At 65.9% G+C, this 19,833-nt stretch carries 16 protein-coding genes; 8 read left to right on the top strand and 8 right to left on the bottom strand.

The window, feature by feature from the left end:
- Position 1: 1 nt before the first annotated feature.
- From GGD66_RS18790 to GGD66_RS18780, 3 genes are all read left to right on the top strand, one after another.
- On the top strand, positions 2–448 hold the full coding sequence (locus tag GGD66_RS18790) for a hypothetical protein (protein WP_092259814.1): 447 nt from the start codon (positions 2–4) through the stop codon (positions 446–448).
- A 92-nt stretch (positions 449–540) separates the two neighbouring features.
- Entirely contained in the window at positions 541–1,560 is a 1,020-nt protein-coding gene (locus GGD66_RS18785) for a S1C family serine protease (RefSeq protein ID WP_183258613.1), read from the top strand.
- A gap of 59 nt (positions 1,561–1,619) precedes the next feature.
- Positions 1,620–3,350 (top strand): FAD-dependent oxidoreductase, encoded by a 1,731-nt coding sequence (locus GGD66_RS18780; RefSeq protein WP_183258612.1) that lies wholly within the window; start codon positions 1,620–1,622, stop codon positions 3,348–3,350.
- Between the two features lie 273 nt (positions 3,351–3,623).
- On the opposite strand, the gene GGD66_RS18775 is transcribed toward GGD66_RS18780, so the two are convergent.
- Complete coding sequence (locus tag GGD66_RS18775; protein WP_183258611.1) at positions 3,624–7,100, bottom strand: indolepyruvate ferredoxin oxidoreductase family protein; 3,477 nt, start codon at positions 7,098–7,100, stop codon at positions 3,624–3,626.
- Between the two features lie 164 nt (positions 7,101–7,264).
- Here GGD66_RS18775 and GGD66_RS18770 point away from each other — a divergent pair, with 164 nt between their 5' ends.
- The 3 genes from GGD66_RS18770 (at position 7,265) to GGD66_RS18760 (ending at position 10,836) form a co-directional block, all read left to right on the top strand.
- On the top strand, positions 7,265–8,212 hold the full coding sequence (locus GGD66_RS18770) for a hypothetical protein (protein WP_177237265.1): 948 nt from the start codon (positions 7,265–7,267) through the stop codon (positions 8,210–8,212).
- Between the two features lie 247 nt (positions 8,213–8,459).
- Positions 8,460–9,158: a cysteine hydrolase family protein gene (locus GGD66_RS18765; RefSeq protein WP_018322701.1), complete on the top strand. Its 699-nt coding sequence runs from the start codon at positions 8,460–8,462 to the stop codon at positions 9,156–9,158.
- A gap of 10 nt (positions 9,159–9,168) precedes the next feature.
- Entirely contained in the window at positions 9,169–10,836 is a 1,668-nt protein-coding gene (locus GGD66_RS18760; protein WP_183258610.1) for a regulator, read from the top strand.
- A gap of 78 nt (positions 10,837–10,914) precedes the next feature.
- On the opposite strand, the gene GGD66_RS18755 is transcribed toward GGD66_RS18760, so the two are convergent.
- A complete protein-coding gene (locus GGD66_RS18755) occupies positions 10,915–11,919 on the bottom strand; it encodes a helix-turn-helix domain-containing protein (RefSeq protein ID WP_183258609.1) in 1,005 nt (334 codons plus the stop codon).
- A gap of 260 nt (positions 11,920–12,179) precedes the next feature.
- Between GGD66_RS18755 and GGD66_RS18750 the strand changes: the two genes are divergently transcribed.
- Both GGD66_RS18750 and GGD66_RS18745 read left to right on the top strand, forming a co-directional pair.
- Complete coding sequence (locus GGD66_RS18750) at positions 12,180–13,742, top strand: hypothetical protein (protein WP_183258608.1); 1,563 nt, start codon at positions 12,180–12,182, stop codon at positions 13,740–13,742.
- Positions 13,743–13,776: 34 nt separating this feature from the next.
- On the top strand, positions 13,777–14,301 hold the full coding sequence (locus GGD66_RS18745) for a hypothetical protein (protein WP_246783486.1): 525 nt from the start codon (positions 13,777–13,779) through the stop codon (positions 14,299–14,301).
- Between the two features lie 2 nt (positions 14,302–14,303).
- Here GGD66_RS18745 and soxA read toward each other — a convergent pair whose 3' ends face one another.
- Genes soxA through GGD66_RS18715 form a run of 6 tightly spaced genes read right to left on the bottom strand, consistent with a single transcriptional unit; the run spans position 14,304 to position 19,828 of the window.
- Positions 14,304–15,083, bottom strand: a complete 780-nt coding sequence (soxA, locus tag GGD66_RS18740; protein ID WP_183258607.1) for a sulfur oxidation c-type cytochrome SoxA — start codon at positions 15,081–15,083, stop codon at positions 14,304–14,306.
- Complete coding sequence (soxZ, locus tag GGD66_RS18735; RefSeq protein ID WP_092259792.1) at positions 15,080–15,397, bottom strand: thiosulfate oxidation carrier complex protein SoxZ; 318 nt, start codon at positions 15,395–15,397, stop codon at positions 15,080–15,082. Before soxZ ends, soxA begins: the two co-directional genes overlap by 4 nt.
- Positions 15,397–15,864: a SoxY-related AACIE arm protein gene (locus tag GGD66_RS18730; RefSeq protein ID WP_183237894.1), complete on the bottom strand. Its 468-nt coding sequence runs from the start codon at positions 15,862–15,864 to the stop codon at positions 15,397–15,399. The genes soxZ and GGD66_RS18730 overlap by 1 nt, the downstream gene beginning before the upstream one ends.
- 8 nt (positions 15,865–15,872) lie before the next feature.
- Positions 15,873–16,325 carry a sulfur oxidation c-type cytochrome SoxX gene (gene soxX / locus GGD66_RS18725; RefSeq protein ID WP_183258606.1) on the bottom strand — a complete coding sequence of 151 codons (453 nt, stop codon included), beginning with the start codon at positions 16,323–16,325 and terminating at the stop codon, positions 15,873–15,875.
- Entirely contained in the window at positions 16,318–17,589 is a 1,272-nt protein-coding gene (locus GGD66_RS18720) for an NAD(P)/FAD-dependent oxidoreductase (protein ID WP_183258605.1), read from the bottom strand. The genes soxX and GGD66_RS18720 overlap by 8 nt, the downstream gene beginning before the upstream one ends.
- A gap of 52 nt (positions 17,590–17,641) precedes the next feature.
- On the bottom strand, positions 17,642–19,828 hold the full coding sequence (locus tag GGD66_RS18715; protein ID WP_183258604.1) for a xanthine dehydrogenase family protein molybdopterin-binding subunit: 2,187 nt from the start codon (positions 19,826–19,828) through the stop codon (positions 17,642–17,644).
- Between the last annotated feature and the right edge of the window lie 5 nt (positions 19,829–19,833).

Here is a 19,833-nt window from a genome sequence, read left to right as displayed (position 1 = left end):
CATGTCCGCAGACAATCTCACGCGCACCCAACGCGACGACCTCCGCAGCATCGCCGCGATGATCGTTCCCGCCAGCGACGAGTACAAGGTGCCCGGCGCGGACGATCCCGCGATCCAGGCAGATATGCTCGCAACGCTTGGCCGCGATACCAAATTGGTCGCGGCCGCGCTGGATGATCTGGCGCGGCTGGCAGGAGCGCCGCTCGCCGAGCTCGATGCCACCAGACGCGATGCGGTGGCGCAGGAGTTTCGCAAGCACGGCGGCGTCGCCGCCGCGACGCTCGTCCGTGTCGTGCTGCAATGCTACTACCGCGACGACCGCGTGCTGGGTTCGCTGGGGATCGAGCTGCGGGCGCCATTCCCGAAGGGCCATGTGCTTCCGGATGGGGACTGGTCGCTGCTCGATCCGGTGAAGGCGAGGGCAGGCACGCTGCGGCGGGCGCCCTAGCCATCTGGGCAGTCCAGCCCTGCGCGCCCGACGGGCACCTTGCGCGGCCGGGCACAGGCCACCATCTGTGTGAGCCTTCAAGGACTCTTGCCATGCTGGATTTCACCTCAGATATCGTCGATGACGCCGCGTCATCGCGAACGACAGCATCTGCGCCGGCCGATGACCGGGCGTTGCTGGACGCCTATTCCAATGCCGTGATCGATGTGACCGACCGGGTCGGCCCCGCGGTCGTGCGTGTCGAGACCGGGCCAAAAGTGCCGAACGGCCGTGAGCGCGGGGGGCTCGGCTCGGGCATCGTGATCTCGCCTGATGGCCTCGTCCTCACCAACAGCCACGTGGTCGGCACGTCGAAGGAGATCCGGCTGCGCGACGTCGAGGGCCATGTCGGCGACGCCCAGGTGCTCGGCGTCGATCCCGATACCGATCTTGCGCTACTGCGCGCCAACGGCGTGCGCCATTTGCCCTATGCCGCGCTCGGCAATTCCAAGACGCTGCGCCGCGGCCAACTCGTGATCGCGATCGGCAATCCGCTCGGTTTCGAATCGACCGTGACCGCCGGCGTGGTCTCGGCGCTCGGCCGCTCGATCCGCTCGGTGAGCGGGCGCACCATCGAGGACGTGATCCAGACCGACGCCGCGCTCAACCCTGGCAATTCCGGCGGCCCGCTGCTGTCGTCGAATGCCGAGGTGATCGGCATCAACACTGCCATCATCAACGGCGCGCAAGGCATCTGCTTCGCGGTTGCCAGCAACACCGCGCAATTCGTGCTGTCGGAGATCATCCGTCACGGCTATGTCCGTCGCGCCTATATCGGCGTCGCCGGACAGACCGCGCCGATCCCACGGCGGCATGCGGTGCTGGCCGGCATCGAAAACAAGATGGGCGCATTGCTCGCGCAGATCGAGCCGGATGGTCCGGCGGCGAAGGCGGGCCTGTTGCCTGGCGACGTCGTCATCAGGCTCGACGGCGTTGAGATCAACGGCGTCGACGATTTGATCCGCGTGCTCGACCGCGACCGCATCGGCCGGCGGCTCGCCATGGACGTGCTGCGGCTCGGCCGCCTGCGGGCGATCGATATCGACCCGATCGAGCGCAAGCCGCAGCGCTAGCGCCGAAGGGGCGAGGCGAGGTATGACGGTGTCATGCCTCGCCTTCGGAAACCCGCCGCATGATGCCGGCACACGAGACCTACGACGTCATTGTCATCGGCGCCGGTGCCGGCGGCATGACGGCGGCGGCCGTGGCCGCTGCGCAAGGCCTGCGCGTGCTGGTGATCGAGAAGACCGCGTTCGTCGGCGGCACCACCGCCTGGTCCGGCGGCATGGTCTGGATTCCGGCCAATGCCAGGATGAGGGAGGCCGGGCTCTCCGACAGCGTCGCGGATGCCGTCCAATATCTGTCGAGCACGGTGCCCGAGCCCGCCAATGCCGGTCTGCGTGCCGCCTTCCTCGCGCGCGGGCCCGAGGCGATCGCCTATCTCGAAGCCAATACGGAAGTTCGCCTCCAGCCGGTGAAGGCTTGTCCGGATTGTCATCCGGAGCGGCTGGGCGCTACGCCCGGTGGCCGCGTGTTGGAGCCGGTCGGTTTCGACGGCACGCGGCTCGGCGGCGCTTTTGCGCGATTGCGGCCACCGTTGCCGGAGTTCACGCTGTTCGGCGGGATGATGGTCGATCCTCGCGACGTTCCGCATTTGCGCAGTGTTGGAAAATCGCTGCGCTCGACCCTGCGTGCGGCGCGGCTGATCTCTCGATATGCGCTGCAGCGGCTGCGGAGCCCGCGCGGCACGTCGCTGTATCTCGGCAACGCACTTGCCGCGCAGCTCTATGCTTCGGGGCTGGCGCGGCAGGTTGAAGTTCTCTTCAGCGCCGACGTCGAAGACCTCTCGATGCAGGGCGACCGCGTCAGTGGAGTTGTGATCCGTCATGGCTCGCGCGACCGGCCGATCGCAGCGCGCCGCGGCGTGGTGCTGGCAACCGGCGGGTTCTCGCACGACGCCGTATTGCGCAAGCGCTTTTTCCCGGCGGCGGCTGGATTCGTCTCGGCGACCAACCCTTCCAGCACCGGCGACGGACTTCGGCTGGCGGCAGCGACTGGTGCCGCGCTCAATGCGGATGCGACCAGCCCGGCCTATTGGGTGCCGGCCTCGCTATTCCGCCGCGCCGACGGCAGCCGCGGCGTGTTCCCGCACCTTGTGACCGACCGCGCCAAGCCCGGCGTGATCGCCGTCAATGCCGCGGGCCGGCGTTTCGTCAACGAGGCGCTGTCTTACCACGAATTCGTGCTGGCCATGCTGCGCGACGGCAATGCCGAGCCGGACCGGCCGTTCTATTTGATTTGCGATCGCCGGTTCCTGTGGACCTACGGCCTCGGCCGGATCAGGCCGGCCACGCGGAGCTATCGGCGCTATGTGGCGAGCGGCGAGTTGGTCGAGGCGCCTGATATCGCGGGGCTCGCGGCGAAGATCGGCATCAAGCCGCGGGTGCTGGCGGCGACGATCGCGAGCTACAACGAAGGCGCGAAGGAGGGGCGCGATGGCGAATTCGGCCGCGGCAGCACCATCTATCAGCGCCACCTCGGCGATATCAGCCACAAGCCTAATCCCTGCGTCGCGCCCATCCTCCGCGCCCCGTACTTCGCGATGCGCATCCATCCGGCCGATCTCGGCACGGCCGTCGGCATGAAGGTCGATCCGCAAGCCCGGGTGCTGCGCGCGGACGGCACGCCGATTGCGGGCCTTTATGCCTGTGGCAATGACATGGGCTCGATCATGAACGGGAATTATCCGGGACCGGGCATCACGCTGGGGCCAGCACTGGTGTTTGGATATATCGCAGGAAGGCATCTGGCGGAGGGAAGCGTCACACGTGAGACCGCTGCAGGCGTGTCGGCGTCGGTTTAGCTATTTCCACCGCTGCCATGCTCCGCGAAAGTGGGGCATCCAGTACGCCGCGGCCCATCGGTTCAATCACAACCGCCTCGGAGTACTGGATCGCCCGGTCCCGGCTCCGCCAAGGCTACGCCGCGGCCCACACGAGCACACGAGCGCTTGGCACGCCGAAGCTTCAGCGAAGGCGGCAAGCCGGGCGACGACACTGAGTATGTGGCGAGACTCTGGATTGCTTCGTCGCATGGCTCCTCGCAATGACGGGGAGAGAGCCTGCGTTCTTAGCCGCTACTCCGCCGCCGCCGCAAAACGGCTGTTCTCCAGCTCCGCCTCCAGCCGTGCCGTCTCGGCCGCCGCCAGCTTGATGTTGGTCTCCTTGACGTGGCCGAAGCCTCGGATCGTCTCGGGCACGCGCGCGAGGCGTGCCAGCAGCGGGATCTGCTCTGCCTTCAGCCCGGCCATCCGCTGATCGATCATCGCCAGATAATCCTCAACCAGCTTGCGCTCGGTCCGGCGCTCCTCGGTGCGGCCGAACGGATCGAGCGCGCTGCCGCGCAGGAACTTGAGCTTGGCGAGAACGCGGAAGGCATGGATCATCCAGCCGCCGAACTCCTGCTTCTGCAGCCGGCCTGTCGTCTTGTCGCGCTTGGCGAAGATCGGTGGTGCCAAATGGTATTTCAGCGTGAAGTCGCCGTCGAATCTCTCCGAGACCTTCTTCGCGAAGCTGCCGTCGGTGTAGAGCCGGGCGACCTCGTACTCGTCCTTGTAGGACATCAGCTTGAATAGGTTCTTGGCGACGGCCTCGGCCAGCTCGGTTGATGCGGGCGAGGCGGCCGTTTCCGCCTTGCGCACTTTTGCAACGCCCGCGAGGTAGCGGTCGGCATAGGTCTTGTCCTGATAGCCGGTCAGGAATTCCGCGCGCGTCGCGATGATGTCGTCGAGCGACTTCGTCGGTGCCGCCGCCCGGCTCTTGAACTGCAGCACGCTGCGCACCCGCGACATGTCGTGGGCGGCCAGGCGTCCCCAGGTGAAGGCGAGCTCGTTCATCTCGATCGCGGCGCCGTTGATCTCGATGGCGCGCAGCAGCGCTTCCAGCGACAGCGGGATCGCGCCCTTCTGGAAGGCAAAACCGAGCATGAAGGGGTTGGTGGCGATGCTGTCGCCCATCAGCGCGGCGGCTATGCCTGTGGCGTCGATGATGTCGAGGTTCTTGTCGCCGACGGCGTCGCGCAGCACGGTCTGCATCGTGCCCATCTCGAAGTCGAGATCGGGGTTTTGCACAAAGCTCGCGGTCGGCTGCAGATCGGCGTTGATATAGGCTTTGGTCACGCCGCGCTCGGCACGGCTGAGCGCGGAGGGACCTGCCGAGACGATCATGTCGCAGCCGAGGATGACGTCGGCGCCGCCCGTGGTGATGCGGACCGCGGCGATATCCTCCGGCTTCGGGGCGATGCGGACGTGGCTCATCACGGCGCCGTTCTTCTGCGACAGGCCGGTGAAGTCGAGCGCCGAGCAGCCGCGGCCGTCGACATGGGCCGCCATGCCTAGCAGGGAGCCGATGGTGATGACGCCGGTGCCGCCGATGCCGGTGACGAGGATGTTGTAGGGCGCGTCCAGCTCGCTTGCGGGCGGCAGCGGCAAATCGGCGAATAGCTGGCCGGAATCGACGGCCGAAGTCTTCATGCGCTTGAGCGAACCGCCATGAACGGTGACGAAACTCGGGCAAAAACCCTCGACGCAGGAAAAGTCCTTGTTGCAGTTCGACTGGTCGATCTGGCGCTTGCGGCCGAACTCGGTCTCCAGCGGCTGCACCGAGACGCAGTTGGAGGCCTGCGAGCAGTCGCCGCAACCTTCACAGACCAGCTCGTTGATGAAGGCGCGCTTGGCGGGATCGGGATAAAGCCCGCGCTTGCGGCGTCGGCGCTTTTCCGCGGCGCAGGTCTGGTCGTAGATCACGACCGTGAGACCCTTGATGTCGCGCAGCTCGCGCTGGACAGCATCGAGCTCGCGGCGGTGATGGATGGTCGCGCCTTGCGGGAAGTAGTTTCCTTGCGGGTACTTGCCCGGATCGTCCGAGACGATTGCCAGGCGCTTGACGCCCTCGGCCCAGACCTGATGCGCGATCTGCGCGACGTTGAAGGCCCCTTCGGCGGGCTGGCCGCCGGTCATGGCGACGGCGTCGTTATAAAGGATCTTGTAGGTGATGTTGATGCCGGCGGCCGATGCCGCGCGGAGCGCCAACAGCCCGGAATGGGTGTAGGTGCCGTCGCCGAGATTCTGGAAGATGTGCGTCTCGCTCGTGAAGGGTGACTGGCCGATCCAGTTCACGCCCTCGGCGCCCATATGCGAGATCAGATCGGTGCGGCGGGTCGGCATGCTCAGGGCCATGCCGTGGCAGCCAATGCCAGCCATGGCGCGGCTGCCTTCAGGCACGCGGGTCGAGGTGTTGTGCGGACAACCCGAGCAGAAGAACGGCGTGCGAGCCAGCTTGATCTGCGTGCCGGTGGTGACCGGATTGTCGAAGGCCTCGAGCCGCGCGAGGCGCTGCTCCAGCACCGGGCTGTGATGGCCGAGCTTGCGCAAGCGCGCCACCAGCGCGCCGGCGACGATGGTCGGCGTCAGCTCGCCCTCGCTCGGGAGCAGCGGCGCGCCGCTTTCGTCGCGCTTGCCCGTGATCGTCGGGCGCCGCGATGCATCGATATTGTAGAGGATGCGCATCAGCTGGTCTTCGATGAAGCCGCGCTTCTCCTCGACCACGAGCACGTCTTGCAGACCCTCGGCGAAACGCTTGGCGCCGCTTTCTTCCAGCGGCCAAGTCAGGGCAACCTTGTAGATGCGAAGACCGAGGTCCTGCGCGTCCTTGTCGGTGATGCCGAGATCAGCCAGCGCCTGGCGCAGATCGAGATAGGCCTTGCCGGTCGCGACGATGCCGAGCCGCGCAGGCTTGGAATCGAGCACGATGCGGTCGAGCTGGTTGGCGCGGGCGAAGGCCTGCACCGCCGCCATCTTCGGGCCGAACAGGCGCCGCTCCGCTTCCAGCGGCGGATCGGGCCAGCGGATGTTGAGGCCGCCGGGCGGCATCTCGAAATCGTCAGGGAGCACGATCTTGATGCGTTCAGGGTCGCTGTCGATCGACGCCGAACTCTCCACGGTTTCGCTGATCGCCTTGAAGCCGACCCAGCAGCCGGAGAAGCGCGACAGCGCAAAACCGTAGAGGCCGAGATCGAGATAGTCCTGCAGCGTCGCCGGATTGATCACGGGGATCAGCGCAGCTGCAAACACCTGCTCGCTCTGATGCGCCAGCGTCGAGGACTGGCAGCCGTGGTCGTCGCCGGCCAGCGCCAGCACGCCGCCATTGAGCGCGGTGCCGGCCGCATTGGCATGCTTGAGGGCATCGACCGAGCGATCGACGCCGGGGCCCTTGCCGTACCAGATGCCGAAAACGCCATCGACCTTGGCACCGGGAAACAGGCCGACCTGCTGGCTGCCCCAGACCGCCGTCGCCGCCAGATCCTCGTTCAGGCCAGGGACGAAGGCGATGTCATGCTTCTGGAGGTGCGACTTCGCGCGCCACAACGCGTGGTCGTACATGCCGAGCGGGGAGCCGCGATAGCCGGAGATGAATCCGCCGGTGTTGAGACCCTGGAGCCGGTCGCGTTCGCGCTGCAACATGGGCAAGCGAACCAGAGCCTGTGTGCCGGACAGGAAGATCCGCTTCGATTCGAGCCGGTATTTGTCGTCCAGCTCGACCTGCAACAGCGTCATTTCGGCAGTCCTTGTGTGGTAGTCCGGCGAGGGATTTTGCGCCGCGGGAGGCTTGCGGCTTTGCGAAGCGGGAGATCCCAGTCAAGAGCATGGGCCGGCGAAGTCAATATCGCTGGCCGCATCCGTGGCGCTCCTGATAGTCATGGCTTCCAGTGGAGAACATCATGGCTGCAAACGCATTCGACACCGAGATCACAGCGACGGCCGAGGCCCTGATTGGACCGTGGCGCCAGCCGCGTCAGATGCTGCAAGCGCAAACCTATGATGCGCACGCGTCCATTCACGACGACGCCACCGCGCAGAAGCTCGGCTTCAAGGGCGGCACCATCGAAGGCCCGACGCATTTCAGCCAGTTCGCTCCGCTCTGCGCGCAGCTGTGGGGACACACCTGGTTCGAAACCGGCTGCCTGTCCGCGCATTATCGCAGCGTCTGCTATGAGGGCGAGGAGGTGCAGGCGATTCTGTCGAAGCCACTGCCCGGGACAAGCCAGTGCCAGATCCAGATGGTCAAGCGCGACGGCACCGAGGTGCTGCGCGGCACGGCTTCGGTCGGTGAACCGCACGCAGCGACTGCGCTGGAGGCGCGCCTCGCCGAGCTCAAGCCGCTCGCCGATCCCGTCATCCTGCGCGACGTCAAGGTGGCGCAGACCGGCAAGCGACAGACGGTCCGCATGGCGTTCGATCAGACCATGGGCGACCTCTATCCGTTCTCGCTGCGGCAGAAGCTCGCCGTCATCACCGAGAATTCGCCGTACTATTCCGGCGCCGACAACCCCTGGGGCAGACCGATCATCCCGATGGAGATGCTGAGCGTGCTGTTCCAGTATCGCTCGAAGGACGATCCGCTCCCGGCCAAGGGCCCGGCCGTCGGCCTGTTCGCCGATCAGGAGATCCGGCTGATCAAGGGCCCGCTCTTCGAGGGCGAGGAGTACGAAGTCGAGCGCGAGGTGGTCGCGCTCTCCGGCAGCCGCCGCACCGAAAGCGCCTGGGTCAGGACACGCGTGTTCGACAAGGCGGGCACCATGGTGGCCACCATGCTGCTGAACATGGCGACGATGAAGGACTCCTATGCGCCGTACGAGGAAGAGTATCGGCAGCTGTATGGGGCGTAGGAGCGATGGCTGCACCCTCTCCCCTTGTGAGGGGAGAAGGGAAGAATGCTGCCAATCGGCCGCCCATCCTTTAAGCAGATGCACGCGGCGAAGCCGTCGCACAGGGAATATGCAGGCGCCGATCGCTTGCGTAACCTTCTGACTACACAACGAATTCCCTCGCGTCCGGCGCTCCACCGCAATTGTACACAATGGCACGGCGCTTGCAGAACTCCGGCAAAGAGAGTTCTCGCGAGGGGCGGGCGTCATGCTGGACTCGAGCAAGTCGACATTGGGCGTCATCAGCGCCGAGCCCGAGCCGATCAGGCTCGACTGGCCGAGCACCGCGCTTCTCATCATCGACATGCAGCGCGACTTCATGGAGCCCGGCGGCTTCGGCGAGACGCTCGGCAACGACGTCAGCCAGCTTGCGCGCGCGGTGAAGCCGATCGGCACCGTGCTGACGGCGGCGCGCGACACCGGCATGCTGGTGATCCACACCCGCGAGGGCCATCTGCCCGATCTCTCCGACGCGCCGCCGGCGAAAGTCGAACGCGGCGCGCCGTCTTTGCGCATCGGCGACCCCGGTCCGATGGGCCGCATCCTCATTCGCGGCGAGGCCGGTCACGACATCATTCCCGAGCTCTATCCGCTCGACAGCGAGATCGTGATCGACAAGCCCGGCAAGGGCGCGTTCTACGCCACCGAGCTCGGCGACGTGCTGGAGAAATACGGCATCGAGAATCTGCTGGTGTGCGGCGTCACCACTGAGGTGTGCGTCAACACCACCGTGCGCGAGGCCAATGACCGCGGCTACCGTTGTGTCGTCATGTCGGACGGCTGCGCGTCCTACTTCCCCGAGTTTCACGAGATGGGCCTGAAGATGATCAAGGCCCAGGGCGGCATCTTCGGCTGGGTCGCAACCTCAGCCGCAGTCCTGGAGGCAATGAAGGTTTCGACCACATAGGGGTATTGTCATGAGCACATTGACGGGGACGGCCGGCAAATCTGACTTGAACAAGTCCGAGTTCAAGCCGGCGCTATGGACATCGGGCGACTGGAATGCGTTTTTCGGCTTCGGCACCAATATCCTCGTCAACATGCTGGTGCTCACGGGGCTGCTGCGCTTCGTCTTGAAGATGCCGGACAGCCTGGTGTTCGGCCGCATCCTGCCCGCGCTAGGGCTGATGATGTGCCTCTCGACCTTCTACTATGCCTACCTCGCCTACCGTCTGGCGCAGAAGACCGGCCGCAACGACGTCTGCGCGCTACCCTCGGGCGTCAGCGTGCCGCACATGTTCATCGTCACCTTCGTCATCATGCTGCCGATCACGCTGAAGACCGGCGACCCGCTCAAGGGCTGGTCGGCCGGCCTGGTCTGGGTGTTCTTCCAGAGCTTCATTCTCATGATCGGCGGTTTCATAGCGCCGTTCATCCGCAAGATCACGCCGCGCGCGGCGCTGCTCGGCACGCTTGCCGGCGTTTCCGTCACCTTCATCTCGATGCGGCCGGCGCTTGAGATGTATATGACGCCGCAGATTGGTCTCGTCTGTTTCGCCATCATCCTGGTGAGCTGGTTCGGCGGCGTGAAATATCCTCGCGGCATTCCCGCGGGCCTCGTAGCGATCGCCGCCGGCATGATCATCGCCTGGGGCTCGAACCTGTTCGGTCTTGGCCTCGGTGGACTTAGCGTCAAGGGTGTCGGCGATGCCTTCGCCAATTTCGGCTTCTCGGTGCCGCTTCCCGCCGTGGGTTACGTCTTTTCCGGCTTCGAATTCCTCGGCATCATCCTGGTCACCGCCATTCCGTTCGGCATCTATGACCTCGTCGAAGCCATGGACAATGTCGAGAGCGCGGAAGCCGCCGGCGACGAATATCCAACCACGCGAGTGCTCACGGCGGACGGCGTCGTCAGCCTGATCGGCTGCCTGATGGGCAACCCTTTCATCAACGCCGTCTATATCGGCCATCCCGGCTGGAAGGCGATGGGCGGCCGCATCGGTTACTCCGCCGCAACCGGCATCATGGTGATCGTGCTGGCCTGGTTCGGCATCATCTCGGTGCTGCTGGCCCTCGTGCCCGTGGTCGCGATCTCGCCGATCCTGCTCTACATCGGCATGCTGATCGGCGCCCAGGCGTTCCAGACCACGCCGGTCAAGCACGCGCCCGCGATCGTGCTGGCGCTGACGCCGCATCTGGCCGCCTGGGCCAAGCTGCAGATCGACACGATGCTGGGCTCGACCATGAATGCGGCGGCAACCGTCGGCGGCATGGCCGCCGACAAGGCCGACGCGGTGAAGGCTGCCGCGATCGCCGCGCTGCCGCAGCAGGGCGTGTTCTACCACGGACTGGAGGTGATGGGCGGCGGCTCCATCCTCGGCGGCCTCATCCTGGGCGCGATCGGCGTCTTCATCATCGAGCGCGACTTCGAGAAGGCATCAGGCTTCGCGCTGGTCGGTGCGGTCCTGACCTATTTCGGCTTCATGCATGGCGAGGCCGTCGGCATCGGCGGCGGATTCGGTGTCACGCCCGCCGTTGCGCTGGCCTACGCCGCGATGGCCGCCGGCCTGTTCGCGGCCAGCAAGCTTGGCGCCGGCGGACACTATGCCGCCCATCCGGAGCTGTCGGCCGCGCCGGCGGAATAGGAGAAGCGAAGCGGAGATTGCGGCCGGGCGGCGATATGCTGCCCGGCCGTTTCCTTTCAAGCCGCACGACAAGGCAAGTCAACCGAGCTGGTTGATCCACTCGCGGAATAGCTCCGGGCCAGCGTCGACGGCAGCTGCGAGATCGCGGGAGTCGCGCGCTGCGCGCGGCGAGTAGCCGAAGCGTTGCCGGAAGCTGCGGCTGAAATGGGCCTGGCTCACGAAGCCGAATTCAGCTGCGATCTCCGCATTCCAGCGGTCTTCGTCGGCGTCATCCAGCAGCACATGGATCGCCTCGAGCCGCCGTCCGCGGATGTAATCGGCGACGCCCGCCAGCGGCGTGAAGACCCGATAGAGCACCGAGCGCGACACGCCGATCTCGCGGCAGATGGTTGCCACCGAGAGATCGGGGTGACCGAGGTTCTGATCGATGAAACGGCTGGCGCGATGAAGGATGGCGATGTCGCGCCGGGCGAGCCCTTGCTCGCGCGGCCGCGCGGCCATGCCGAAACATCCGCGCAGCAGCCCGAGCGTCGTCTGGATCGCCTCGGGCGCCTCGTTCCCGTCCATCGCCGGAAGCCGTCGTCGCAGCAGTCCCATCTGATCGGCGAGCACGCGGCCGGCGGCGCCGTCGAGGACGAGCCCGTGCAGGTCGAGACCATCGGGCGCGGCGTTGACGATTGCATCGCGCTCGACGTCGAGGCTGATCGTGTCGGTCGCCGTGGCGATGCCGTCGAAGCGCCGGGTCAGGTCGAGCACTAGCACCTGGCCGGGGCCGGCCGAGATCGGCTCGCCGTCGACCTCGCCGCTCCAGGCGCCGCGACGGAGCAACAGCAGCGCGAATGAGTTGCGGCCATCGGCCTTTGCCAGCGCGGCGGTGCGGGTGAAGCGCACGGGCCCCATCCTGGTGGATGCGGTCACCAGGCCGCCCAGCAGCCAGGCCTCGGCCAGAACCTCGAAGTCGTCGCTGGACGTGCCTTCGGGGACCGACACCTCATAATGGGTGAGAATCGCGCGGTAGCGATCGAGCCGCTCGGCGGCGGGTAGCTCCGCTGTATCGAACCGCAGATACGGAATTTTCGTCATGCCAGGCCGCTCCCTCCGGCAGTTGGTCTGCAAATTGGGACGATCAGGCAAGTTTCCACGCCGTCGAACCGCAGTCTCCGGGCATGAATATTCATATTATCGCGCGCGGGCCAGACGTGAGTGTTTGCCGGCCCGAGCAATTTGCAATGACGTGAAGGTGAGCGATGGATAGGCGAGGGGCGGGTCTTGCGGTGCGGTTGGCCGAAGGGCGGACCGGCGAGACAGCGGGACGAACGCGGGGGGAAGCGACGCGGCGGCAAATGTGGCCAGCTGCGATCTGTGTCGTGGCGGCGCTCGCGCTGGCCGCGGTCGTCGACGTGTCATCCGCGCAGGCACAGTTCGTCTGTACCGACGCCAGCAACAGCACCGGCGGCGCTGTCGCCGTTGCCGCCGGAAGCACGGCGTGCGGTGCCAGCAGCACGGCGGGCGGTGCATCCGGCACGGCCTATGGCGCCTCCAGCACTGCCTCTGGCTATAATGCTCTCGCCGTCGGCGCTTCTAGTCAGGCGACCAACGTGCAGACCACCGCGATGGGATTTGGCGCCCTCGCGATCGGTCAGCACGCCTCCGCCGCCGGCGCGCAGAGCGCGGCGACCGGCTACGAGAGTACCGCCTACGGCTATGTGAGCAGTGCGACCGGCAATCAAACCGTGGCCGTCGGCACCAACAGCAGTGCACCCGGCTGGTACTCGACGGCGGTGGGGGCCGCCTCCCGGGCCTCCAGCGACTTCGCGACTGCGACCGGTGGCCGGAGCACAGCGACCGGCCTCGCCAGCTCAGCCTACGGCATGGACAGCTATGCCTATGCCGACAGTTCGGTGGCGGTCGGATCGTGGGCGGTCGTCAACGCCGGCAGCACGAGCGGAACGGCTGTCGGCAACAACACCACGGTGACCGGCGTCAACAGCACCGCGGTCGGTGCGTTCAACACCGTCACCGGCACCAACAGCGGTGCATTCGGCACGGGTCAAACCGTGCGCGGCAATGGCAGCTACGCCATCGGCGACCCCAATACGCTGAACGGCAATGGCAGCTTCGTGCTCGGCGACAACAACACCGTCAACGGCACCAACCAGACCGGCCGGGGCGACAACGTCAATGTGGTCGGCTCCAACAACGCGGTGGCCGGCACGGCAAGCGCTGCCGGATCCTCCGTGTTCGGCTCCGGCAACACCGTCAATGCGCCCAATGCGCTGGTGATGGCGAACGCGGGGACCGTGACCGGCGCGGGCGGCATCGCAATCGGCAACACCGTTTCGGTCACTGGGGCCAATGCCTTCGCTGTCGGCAACAATTCCAGCGCCGGCTTTGCCAATTCCGCCGCATTCGGCAATGGCGCTACAGTGACCCGCGCCAACCAGCAGACGTTCGGGACGACCGGCAACACCTACACCATGGCCGGCATCACCTCTTCGGCCAGCAAGGCTGCGCAGAGCGGCACGACCCAGCTTGTCACCTCCGATGGCGCCGGCAATCTGGCGACCACGACGCTTGCCAATCTCGGCATCGCCTCGGCCAGCGATCTCAGCGCCATCAATGGCCAGCTCGCCAGCATCAACGGCCGCCTCGACGACCTCAGCAGCAGGACCAGCAAGGTGACCAGCGGCGTCGCCATGGCCTTTGCCATGGCCGGCGTGCCGACGCTGCTGCCGAATGAGAGTTTTGCCGTGACCATGAACTACGGGACCTTCGAGCGGGCCAACGGTCTCGCGTTCAACGCGGCACTACGTCTCAATCAGAACATGCAGTTCAACGGCGGAATAGGTTACGGGCCCGACCAGCGGGTCGCCGGCGGACGCGTCGGCTTGCGCATGGGCTGGTGAGTGCATGGTCGTATCGCCACGATTGATCGTAGGTATGATCCTCATCGCAGCCTGCGCACCCATGCGTGCGGAGACGCAATCACCGCCTTCCGGCTTTGCGGATCGTTGGGCGGTTCAGCCCGCCGCGGCCCCGACACGACAGGGCGGGCCGCAGGTCACCGTCGAGCAGGCACTCTATCTGATCCGCTCCTCGCTCCTGACGTTGAATGACGCCAATCGCTCCGGCAATTATTCGGTGTTGCGCGACCTTGCCGCACCTGAATTCCAGGCCAGGAATAGTGCCGCCGATCTCGCGCTTGCGTTCTCCGACCTGCGGGCCCGCAAGTTCGACCTGTTTGGAGCCGCACTTCTCGCCCCGCGATTGTCGGCGGCACCCAACGTCAATGGCCGCGGCATGCTGCGGCTCAGCGGCACCATTCCGACGAGGCCGTTGCAGATCGATTTCGATCTGATGTTTCAGGATGTCGGCGGTAGCTGGAGGCTCCATGGACTATCGGTCGCGACACCCGCGGCTGCGGCCGAAGCCACCTCGCCGCAAGCGGAAGCCTCAAAGCACTAGTCTCAGGGCCGGACGGCCGGCGTCTCCATCGGCAAGCCGCGCGCCCGCGACATCAGATAAAGCCCGAGCGCGACCAGCTCGGGCGAGCCGTAATCATAGGCCTGGGCGCGGACGCCGCTCATGCAGCTGCGCAGCCGTCGCTCCAGCGATCCCAGCGTTTGCCATTCCAGGCGGTAGAGCGGATAGCCGGTCGGCTGTCCTTGCGTGATCGGCGCGCCCGCGAGGCGCTTGTCGAAATTGTCGTCGTGGCAATTGGTGCAGGCGAGGTTGAGCTGACCCTCGCGCTGCATGAAGAGGTCGCGGCCTTGCTCCACGAAGGGCTTTGCTTGCGGATCGTCGCCGGCAGTGATCGCGACACCGCGCGATTGATGGGCGACGAAGGCGGACAGCGCCAGGAGGTCGCGGCTCTCGTAAGGCAGTGGCGACGCCTGCTGATGATTGGAGCGGCAGAGATTGATGCGCTGGTCGAGCGTGACGGGGCGACTCAGCGCCTTGTCGAAGGCCGGGTAGCGTGCGGCAACACCCTTCATGCTGGTGCGTGCATCGCCATGACAATCCGCGCAGGCTTTCTCGGCTCTGCCGATCTTCTTGTCCCATAGCTGTTCGCCATCGAGCACGAACAGCATGCCGGGATTGGAGGTGTCGTCATCCTGCATGGCGCGCGTGTCCGGGCCCATGAAGAAGTAGCCGGACCGGCGCGCATCGTGCGGGACTTCACCAGCGAGCAGGGCAGGCGCTGCGGCGAACAAGGCCGCTGCTGCTATCGCGTGCCAAACGCTCATTCGACAATGATCGATGCCGACGCGGTGGAGGAATAGCCGTTGTCGCCGATCCACTCGAACTCGAACTTGCCGCTTTCCCTGGCGACCGTGAAGAACGACAGATAAGGATTGGCCGCGATCGCCGGAAACAGATCGGCGCGGAAGATCTCGGCGCCGTTGTAGCGGCAGGTGAAGCTCGTGATGATGTCGCGCGGTACCAGTTTGCCGTCTGTGGTATGGCGGAAGCCTGTTTCCATGATGTGCGAGGTCAGCGTGCGGATCTCGATGACGTCGCCGCGCTTCGCCTTCGCGGGAACGTTGATGAGCGCGGCCATCAGTTCATCTCCTCGGTGCAGGCGGCCAGCGTAACGACCACGTCGGCGGCGACCTGCCAGAACGTGTCGTCGGACAGGCGGGCGATCGCCACCACCTTCTGGGTGTCGGCGAGGCGGATGCGTGTCGCGACCTGAGCGCGGCCGGTGGAGGGGCCGAAATAGAAATTGCCGATGTTCGGCTGCGGGTTCTTCTCGTTGAAGACGTGGATGCTCTTGACGTGGTCGTCCGCCGTCATCGGGCTTGCAACGCTCACCGTCATCGGCACGGTGTTGCCGTTCTCGACCAGCGGCGGAATGTCGAGCTTCACCCTGCCGGTGCGAATTGGTGCTTCGCCGACGACATTGCGGATTGCGGTGTTGAGCATCGCGGGCGTCGCGTGAAGCGGACGCAGGGTGACGATCGGGATCGTCCCGGCGGCCGTCACGCCTCCGGCGAGGCTCAGAAATTGTCGTCGCGTGGTTGGCATGAACAGTCCTAGTCGCGAAGCGTTGCAAGAAAAGCCACGATGTCCTCGATCTCCGCCGCCGACAAGATCGGCTTGCCGGTGAAATTGCGTCCGACTCGCACGAGGTCGCCGTTGCGATAATAGGACGGCATGATGGTGTCCGGGTTGAAGCGCGCCGCATCGACCAGCCGAAGCCGCAACTGGCTCGCCGACCATCGGTTCCCGGCGCCTGTGAGGTCAGGCGCGAGATCTCCCTGGAACCGCGTTTCCGGGAAAGGGCCGGAATGGCAGAGGATGCAGGTCGTGGTGCGCGCCAGCACCAGCGCGCGGCCGCGCACGGCATCGCCTGGCGTGCCGGTGAGCGATTCCACTATGCCGTCGCCGGCTACCTTGTAGGAGGCGAGTTCGTCCGCGCGCGCAACGCTGACGAAGGCGAGACTGGCGGCGATCAGCGCCACGCCATGGACGAAGGATTTAGCCAAAGGTGTCCGCCGTGATGATTTGAAACCAGCGCTCGGCTTCGGTCGCCTCGCGGGCGCGCAATTCGCGCGGGGCATCGACTGGGCTCGTCGCGCCGCCCTCGACCTCGGCAAAGATGTCGCCTTTCGGCTGATAATTGCCTGCAAGCAAAAATCCATAGCCTGGCGCGACGGTGTTGTAGCAGACGCCGGTCAGCCGTGGCGTCTCGGGTGCTCGGCCCGCGAGCAAAGCGACGATGGCAGCGGCGCAAGCCTTGCCCTGCCCGCTTGCGGCCGAGGCCGATTTGGGAATGCCGCCGCCGAGGCAGGCGTCGCCGATGACATGGATGTTCTTGACGAGCTTCGACTCGAAGGTCACGGGATCGATCGGACACCAGCCGGTGTGGTCCGCCACGCCTGCGATCTCGGCAATGCGTCCCGCGCGTTGCGGCGGAATGACATTGGCGACATCTGGCGTGTAGTTGCCGAACTCGGTGACAATGGTCATGGTCGCCGGATCGACCGAGGTCACGCGGCCGCCTTGTGACAGCGCGATGCGCTCGATCATGTCGCCGTAGAGCTCCTTCCACGCCCTCTCGAACAGCCGCTGCTGGGAGAAATTGTCCTTGGCGTCGAGGATCAGAACTTTCGAGCGTGGCTTGTTCGTCTTCAGGTAATGCGCAATCAGGCTGGCACGCTCGTAAGGCGCCGGCGGGCAGCGCGAGGGATTAGCGGGGATTGCGATCGCGACGGTGCCGCCGTCAGCCATTGCCTCCAACTGCCTGCGCAGCAACAGCGTTTGCGCGCCGGCCTTCCAGGCGTGCGGCATCTTCTCCGATGCGGCGTCGTCATAGCCGGGCAGGGCTTCAAAGTGGAAGTCGATGCCGGGCGAGAGCACGAGGCGGTCATAGGCAAACGTGGCGCCATCGGCGGCCGTCACGCTGCGCTTTTGCGCGTCGACGGCCGTCGCGGCCTGAGCAGCGACGGTGACGCCCTCGGCGGCGAGCTTGTCATAGCCGAACTGTTGCGTCTCCATTTCGCGCAGGCCGGCGATCACCTCGTTGCTGAAGGGGCACGACGTGAAGGTCTTGTTCGGCTCGATCAGCGTCACCTGCAAGCCCGCCTGCGCACGCTTGAGCGCCCGCGCGCAGGCCGCTCCACCAAAGCCGCCGCCGACCACGACGATGCGGCCTGCGGATTGCGCGCGCAGGATCGAGGGGACGGCAAACGATGTGGCCGCGGCGGTGATGCCGAGAACGGCATTCCGCCGTGTCACCGGCGCATTCATGAATTTTGTCCGCAAAATGCCGCGGCGGCCGTCGTGGCCGCCGCGGCTGTGCTTAGGCGAAGGTGATGTTCTGGTCCCGCAGCGGCACGGAGCGGATGCGCTTGCCGGTCGCGGCGAAGTACGCATTGAGCACCGCCGGCGCTGCGACGCCGATGGTAGGCTCGCCGACGCCGCCCCAGAATCCGCCGCTCGGCACCATCACCGATTCAACTTTCGGCATCTCGTTGATGCGCATCGAGTTGTAGGTGTCGAAGTTGGTTTGCTCGATCTTGCCGTCCTTGACGGTGCAGCCGCCGTAGAACAGCGCGGAGAGGCCATAGACGAAGGACCCCGCGATCTGCCGCTCCACCTGCGCCGGATTGACGACGTAGCCGGGATCGGTGGAGGCGACGATGCGATGCACCTTGATCTTGCTGCCGTCGGTCACCGAGATTTCGGCGGCGCCAGCAACATAGCTGCCATAGCCCATGACCTGGGCGATGCCGCGATAGACGCCCTGCGGCGCCGGTGTGGTCCAGCCGATCTTCTCGGCAACGGCATTGAGCACCGCCAGATGCTTGGGATGGTTGCCCATCAGCTTGCGACGGAATTCGAGCGGGTCCTGGCCTGCGGCCTGGGCCAGCTCGTCCATGAAGCATTCCATGTAGATGGCGTTGTGATTGACGTTGACGCCGCGCCAGAAGCCCGGCGGAACGTGCGGGTTGCGCATCGCATGCTCGACCAGCAGGTTCGGCACCGAATAGCCGAACGCCGCTTCGCCGGATTGGGCGACGCCCTGGAAGGCAGCTGGGTCCATGCCGTTCTGCAGCGCTTCGGGGCGCAGCGAGAACAGGATCGATTGCCCGGACAGGCGGTAGTGCAGCGCGACCAGATTGTTGTTGGCATCGAACGCGCCGGTCATCTTGCACTGGGTGATCGGGTGGTACCGGCCGTGCGCCATGTCCTCTTCGCGCGACCACAACAGCTTGACCGGGGTGCCCGGCATCTCTTTGGCGATCATCACGGCCTGGCGGACATAGTCGGTCTGGCCGCGCCGGCCGAAACCGCCCCCTAACATCACCTTGTGCACGTCGCACTTGTCGGCCGGCAGGCCGGAAGCTTCGAGCACCGCCGCGAACGCCGCCTCGCCATTCTGCGTGCCGCACCAGACCTCGCATTTGTCCGCGGTGTAGAGCGCGGTGGCGTTCATCGGCTCCATCGTGGCGTGGTTCTGGTAGGGATAGGAGTAGACGGCCTCGACCTTCTTGGCGGCGCCGGCAATCGCGGCCTTCGCATCGCCGTTCTTGTTGCCGACATAGGCCGGCTGGTCGTTGTTGAGGCCTTCGGCCAGCCACTTCGCAATCGACTCGCTGGAGACCTTTGCGTTGTCGCCCTCGTCCCAGACGATCGGCAACGCCTCCAGCGCGGTCTTGGCGTGCCACCAGGTGTCGGCAACGACCGCGACCGCGGTATCGCCGACCTTGACGACTTTCTTGACGCCTTTCATGCTGGCGATCTTGGCTTCGTCAAAGCTCTTCAGCTTGCCGCCGAACACGGGGCAATCCTTGATCGCCGCATTCAGCATGCCCGGCAGCTTGATGTCGGCGCCGTAGATCATGGCGCCGTTGGTCTTGTCGACGGTGTCGAGCCGTTTCACACCCTTGCCGATCAGCTTCCAGTCCTTCGGATCCTTCAGCTTGACGTCCGCCGGCGGCGTCAGCTTGGCGGCGGCTTCGGCGACCTTGCCGTAAGTCGTGGTCCTGCCCGACGGCGTGTGGGTGATGACGCTGTTCGCGGCCGCGCATTCGGAGGCCGGCACCTTCCAGGCGTCGGCGGCGGCCTGGATCAGCATCACGCGCGCGGTGGCGCCGCCCTTGCGGACATAGTCCTGCGAGGAGCGGATGCCGCGGCTGCCGCCGGTCGAGAAATCGCCCCATACGCGCTTGCGAGCGACGCTCTGGCCGGGTGTCGGATATTCGGTCGTGACCTTGGTCCAGTCGCATTCGAGCTCCTCGGCGACGAGCTGGGCGAGACCGGTGAGTGAGCCCTGGCCCATCTCGGAGCGGGCGATGCGAATCACGACGGTGTCGTCGGGCCTGACCACGACCCAGGCGCCGATCTCCGGCGAGCCGTCGGCGGCGCGGACCACGGCGGGGCCGCCGAAGGGGAGGTCGAGGCCGATCGCAAGGCCGGCACCGACCGCCGCGCTGCCGATGACGAAGGCGCGGCGGTTGAGCCGCGGCGAGACATGCTTATTCATGTGGG

This window comes from Bradyrhizobium sp. CIR48 (genome assembly GCF_014198315.1).
GTDB lineage: Bacteria > Pseudomonadota > Alphaproteobacteria > Rhizobiales > Xanthobacteraceae > Bradyrhizobium.
This window is presented reverse-complemented; position numbering and strand designations above follow the sequence as displayed.

Excerpts from the sequence above, each read along its gene's own strand:
- GGD66_RS18790 (WP_092259814.1), top strand. The coding sequence starts at position 2 with ATGTCCGCAGACAATCTCACGCGCACCCAACGCGACGACCTCCGCAGC.
- GGD66_RS18785 (WP_183258613.1), top strand. The coding sequence starts at position 541 with ATGCTGGATTTCACCTCAGATATCGTCGATGACGCCGCGTCATCGCGA.
- GGD66_RS18780 (WP_183258612.1), top strand. The coding sequence starts at position 1,620 with ATGATGCCGGCACACGAGACCTACGACGTCATTGTCATCGGCGCCGGT.
- GGD66_RS18775 (WP_183258611.1), bottom strand. The coding sequence starts at position 7,100 with ATGACGCTGTTGCAGGTCGAGCTGGACGACAAATACCGGCTCGAATCG.
- GGD66_RS18770 (WP_177237265.1), top strand. The coding sequence starts at position 7,265 with ATGGCTGCAAACGCATTCGACACCGAGATCACAGCGACGGCCGAGGCC.
- GGD66_RS18765 (WP_018322701.1), top strand. The coding sequence starts at position 8,460 with ATGCTGGACTCGAGCAAGTCGACATTGGGCGTCATCAGCGCCGAGCCC.
- GGD66_RS18760 (WP_183258610.1), top strand. The coding sequence starts at position 9,169 with ATGAGCACATTGACGGGGACGGCCGGCAAATCTGACTTGAACAAGTCC.
- GGD66_RS18755 (WP_183258609.1), bottom strand. The coding sequence starts at position 11,919 with ATGACGAAAATTCCGTATCTGCGGTTCGATACAGCGGAGCTACCCGCC.
- GGD66_RS18750 (WP_183258608.1), top strand. The coding sequence starts at position 12,180 with ATGTGGCCAGCTGCGATCTGTGTCGTGGCGGCGCTCGCGCTGGCCGCG.
- GGD66_RS18745 (WP_246783486.1), top strand. The coding sequence starts at position 13,777 with ATGATCCTCATCGCAGCCTGCGCACCCATGCGTGCGGAGACGCAATCA.
- soxA (WP_183258607.1), bottom strand. The coding sequence starts at position 15,083 with ATGAGCGTTTGGCACGCGATAGCAGCAGCGGCCTTGTTCGCCGCAGCG.
- soxZ (WP_092259792.1), bottom strand. The coding sequence starts at position 15,397 with ATGGCCGCGCTCATCAACGTTCCCGCGAAGGCGAAGCGCGGCGACGTC.
- GGD66_RS18730 (WP_183237894.1), bottom strand. The coding sequence starts at position 15,864 with ATGCCAACCACGCGACGACAATTTCTGAGCCTCGCCGGAGGCGTGACG.
- GGD66_RS18720 (WP_183258605.1), bottom strand. The coding sequence starts at position 17,589 with ATGAATGCGCCGGTGACACGGCGGAATGCCGTTCTCGGCATCACCGCC.
- GGD66_RS18715 (WP_183258604.1), bottom strand. The coding sequence starts at position 19,828 with ATGAATAAGCATGTCTCGCCGCGGCTCAACCGCCGCGCCTTCGTCATC.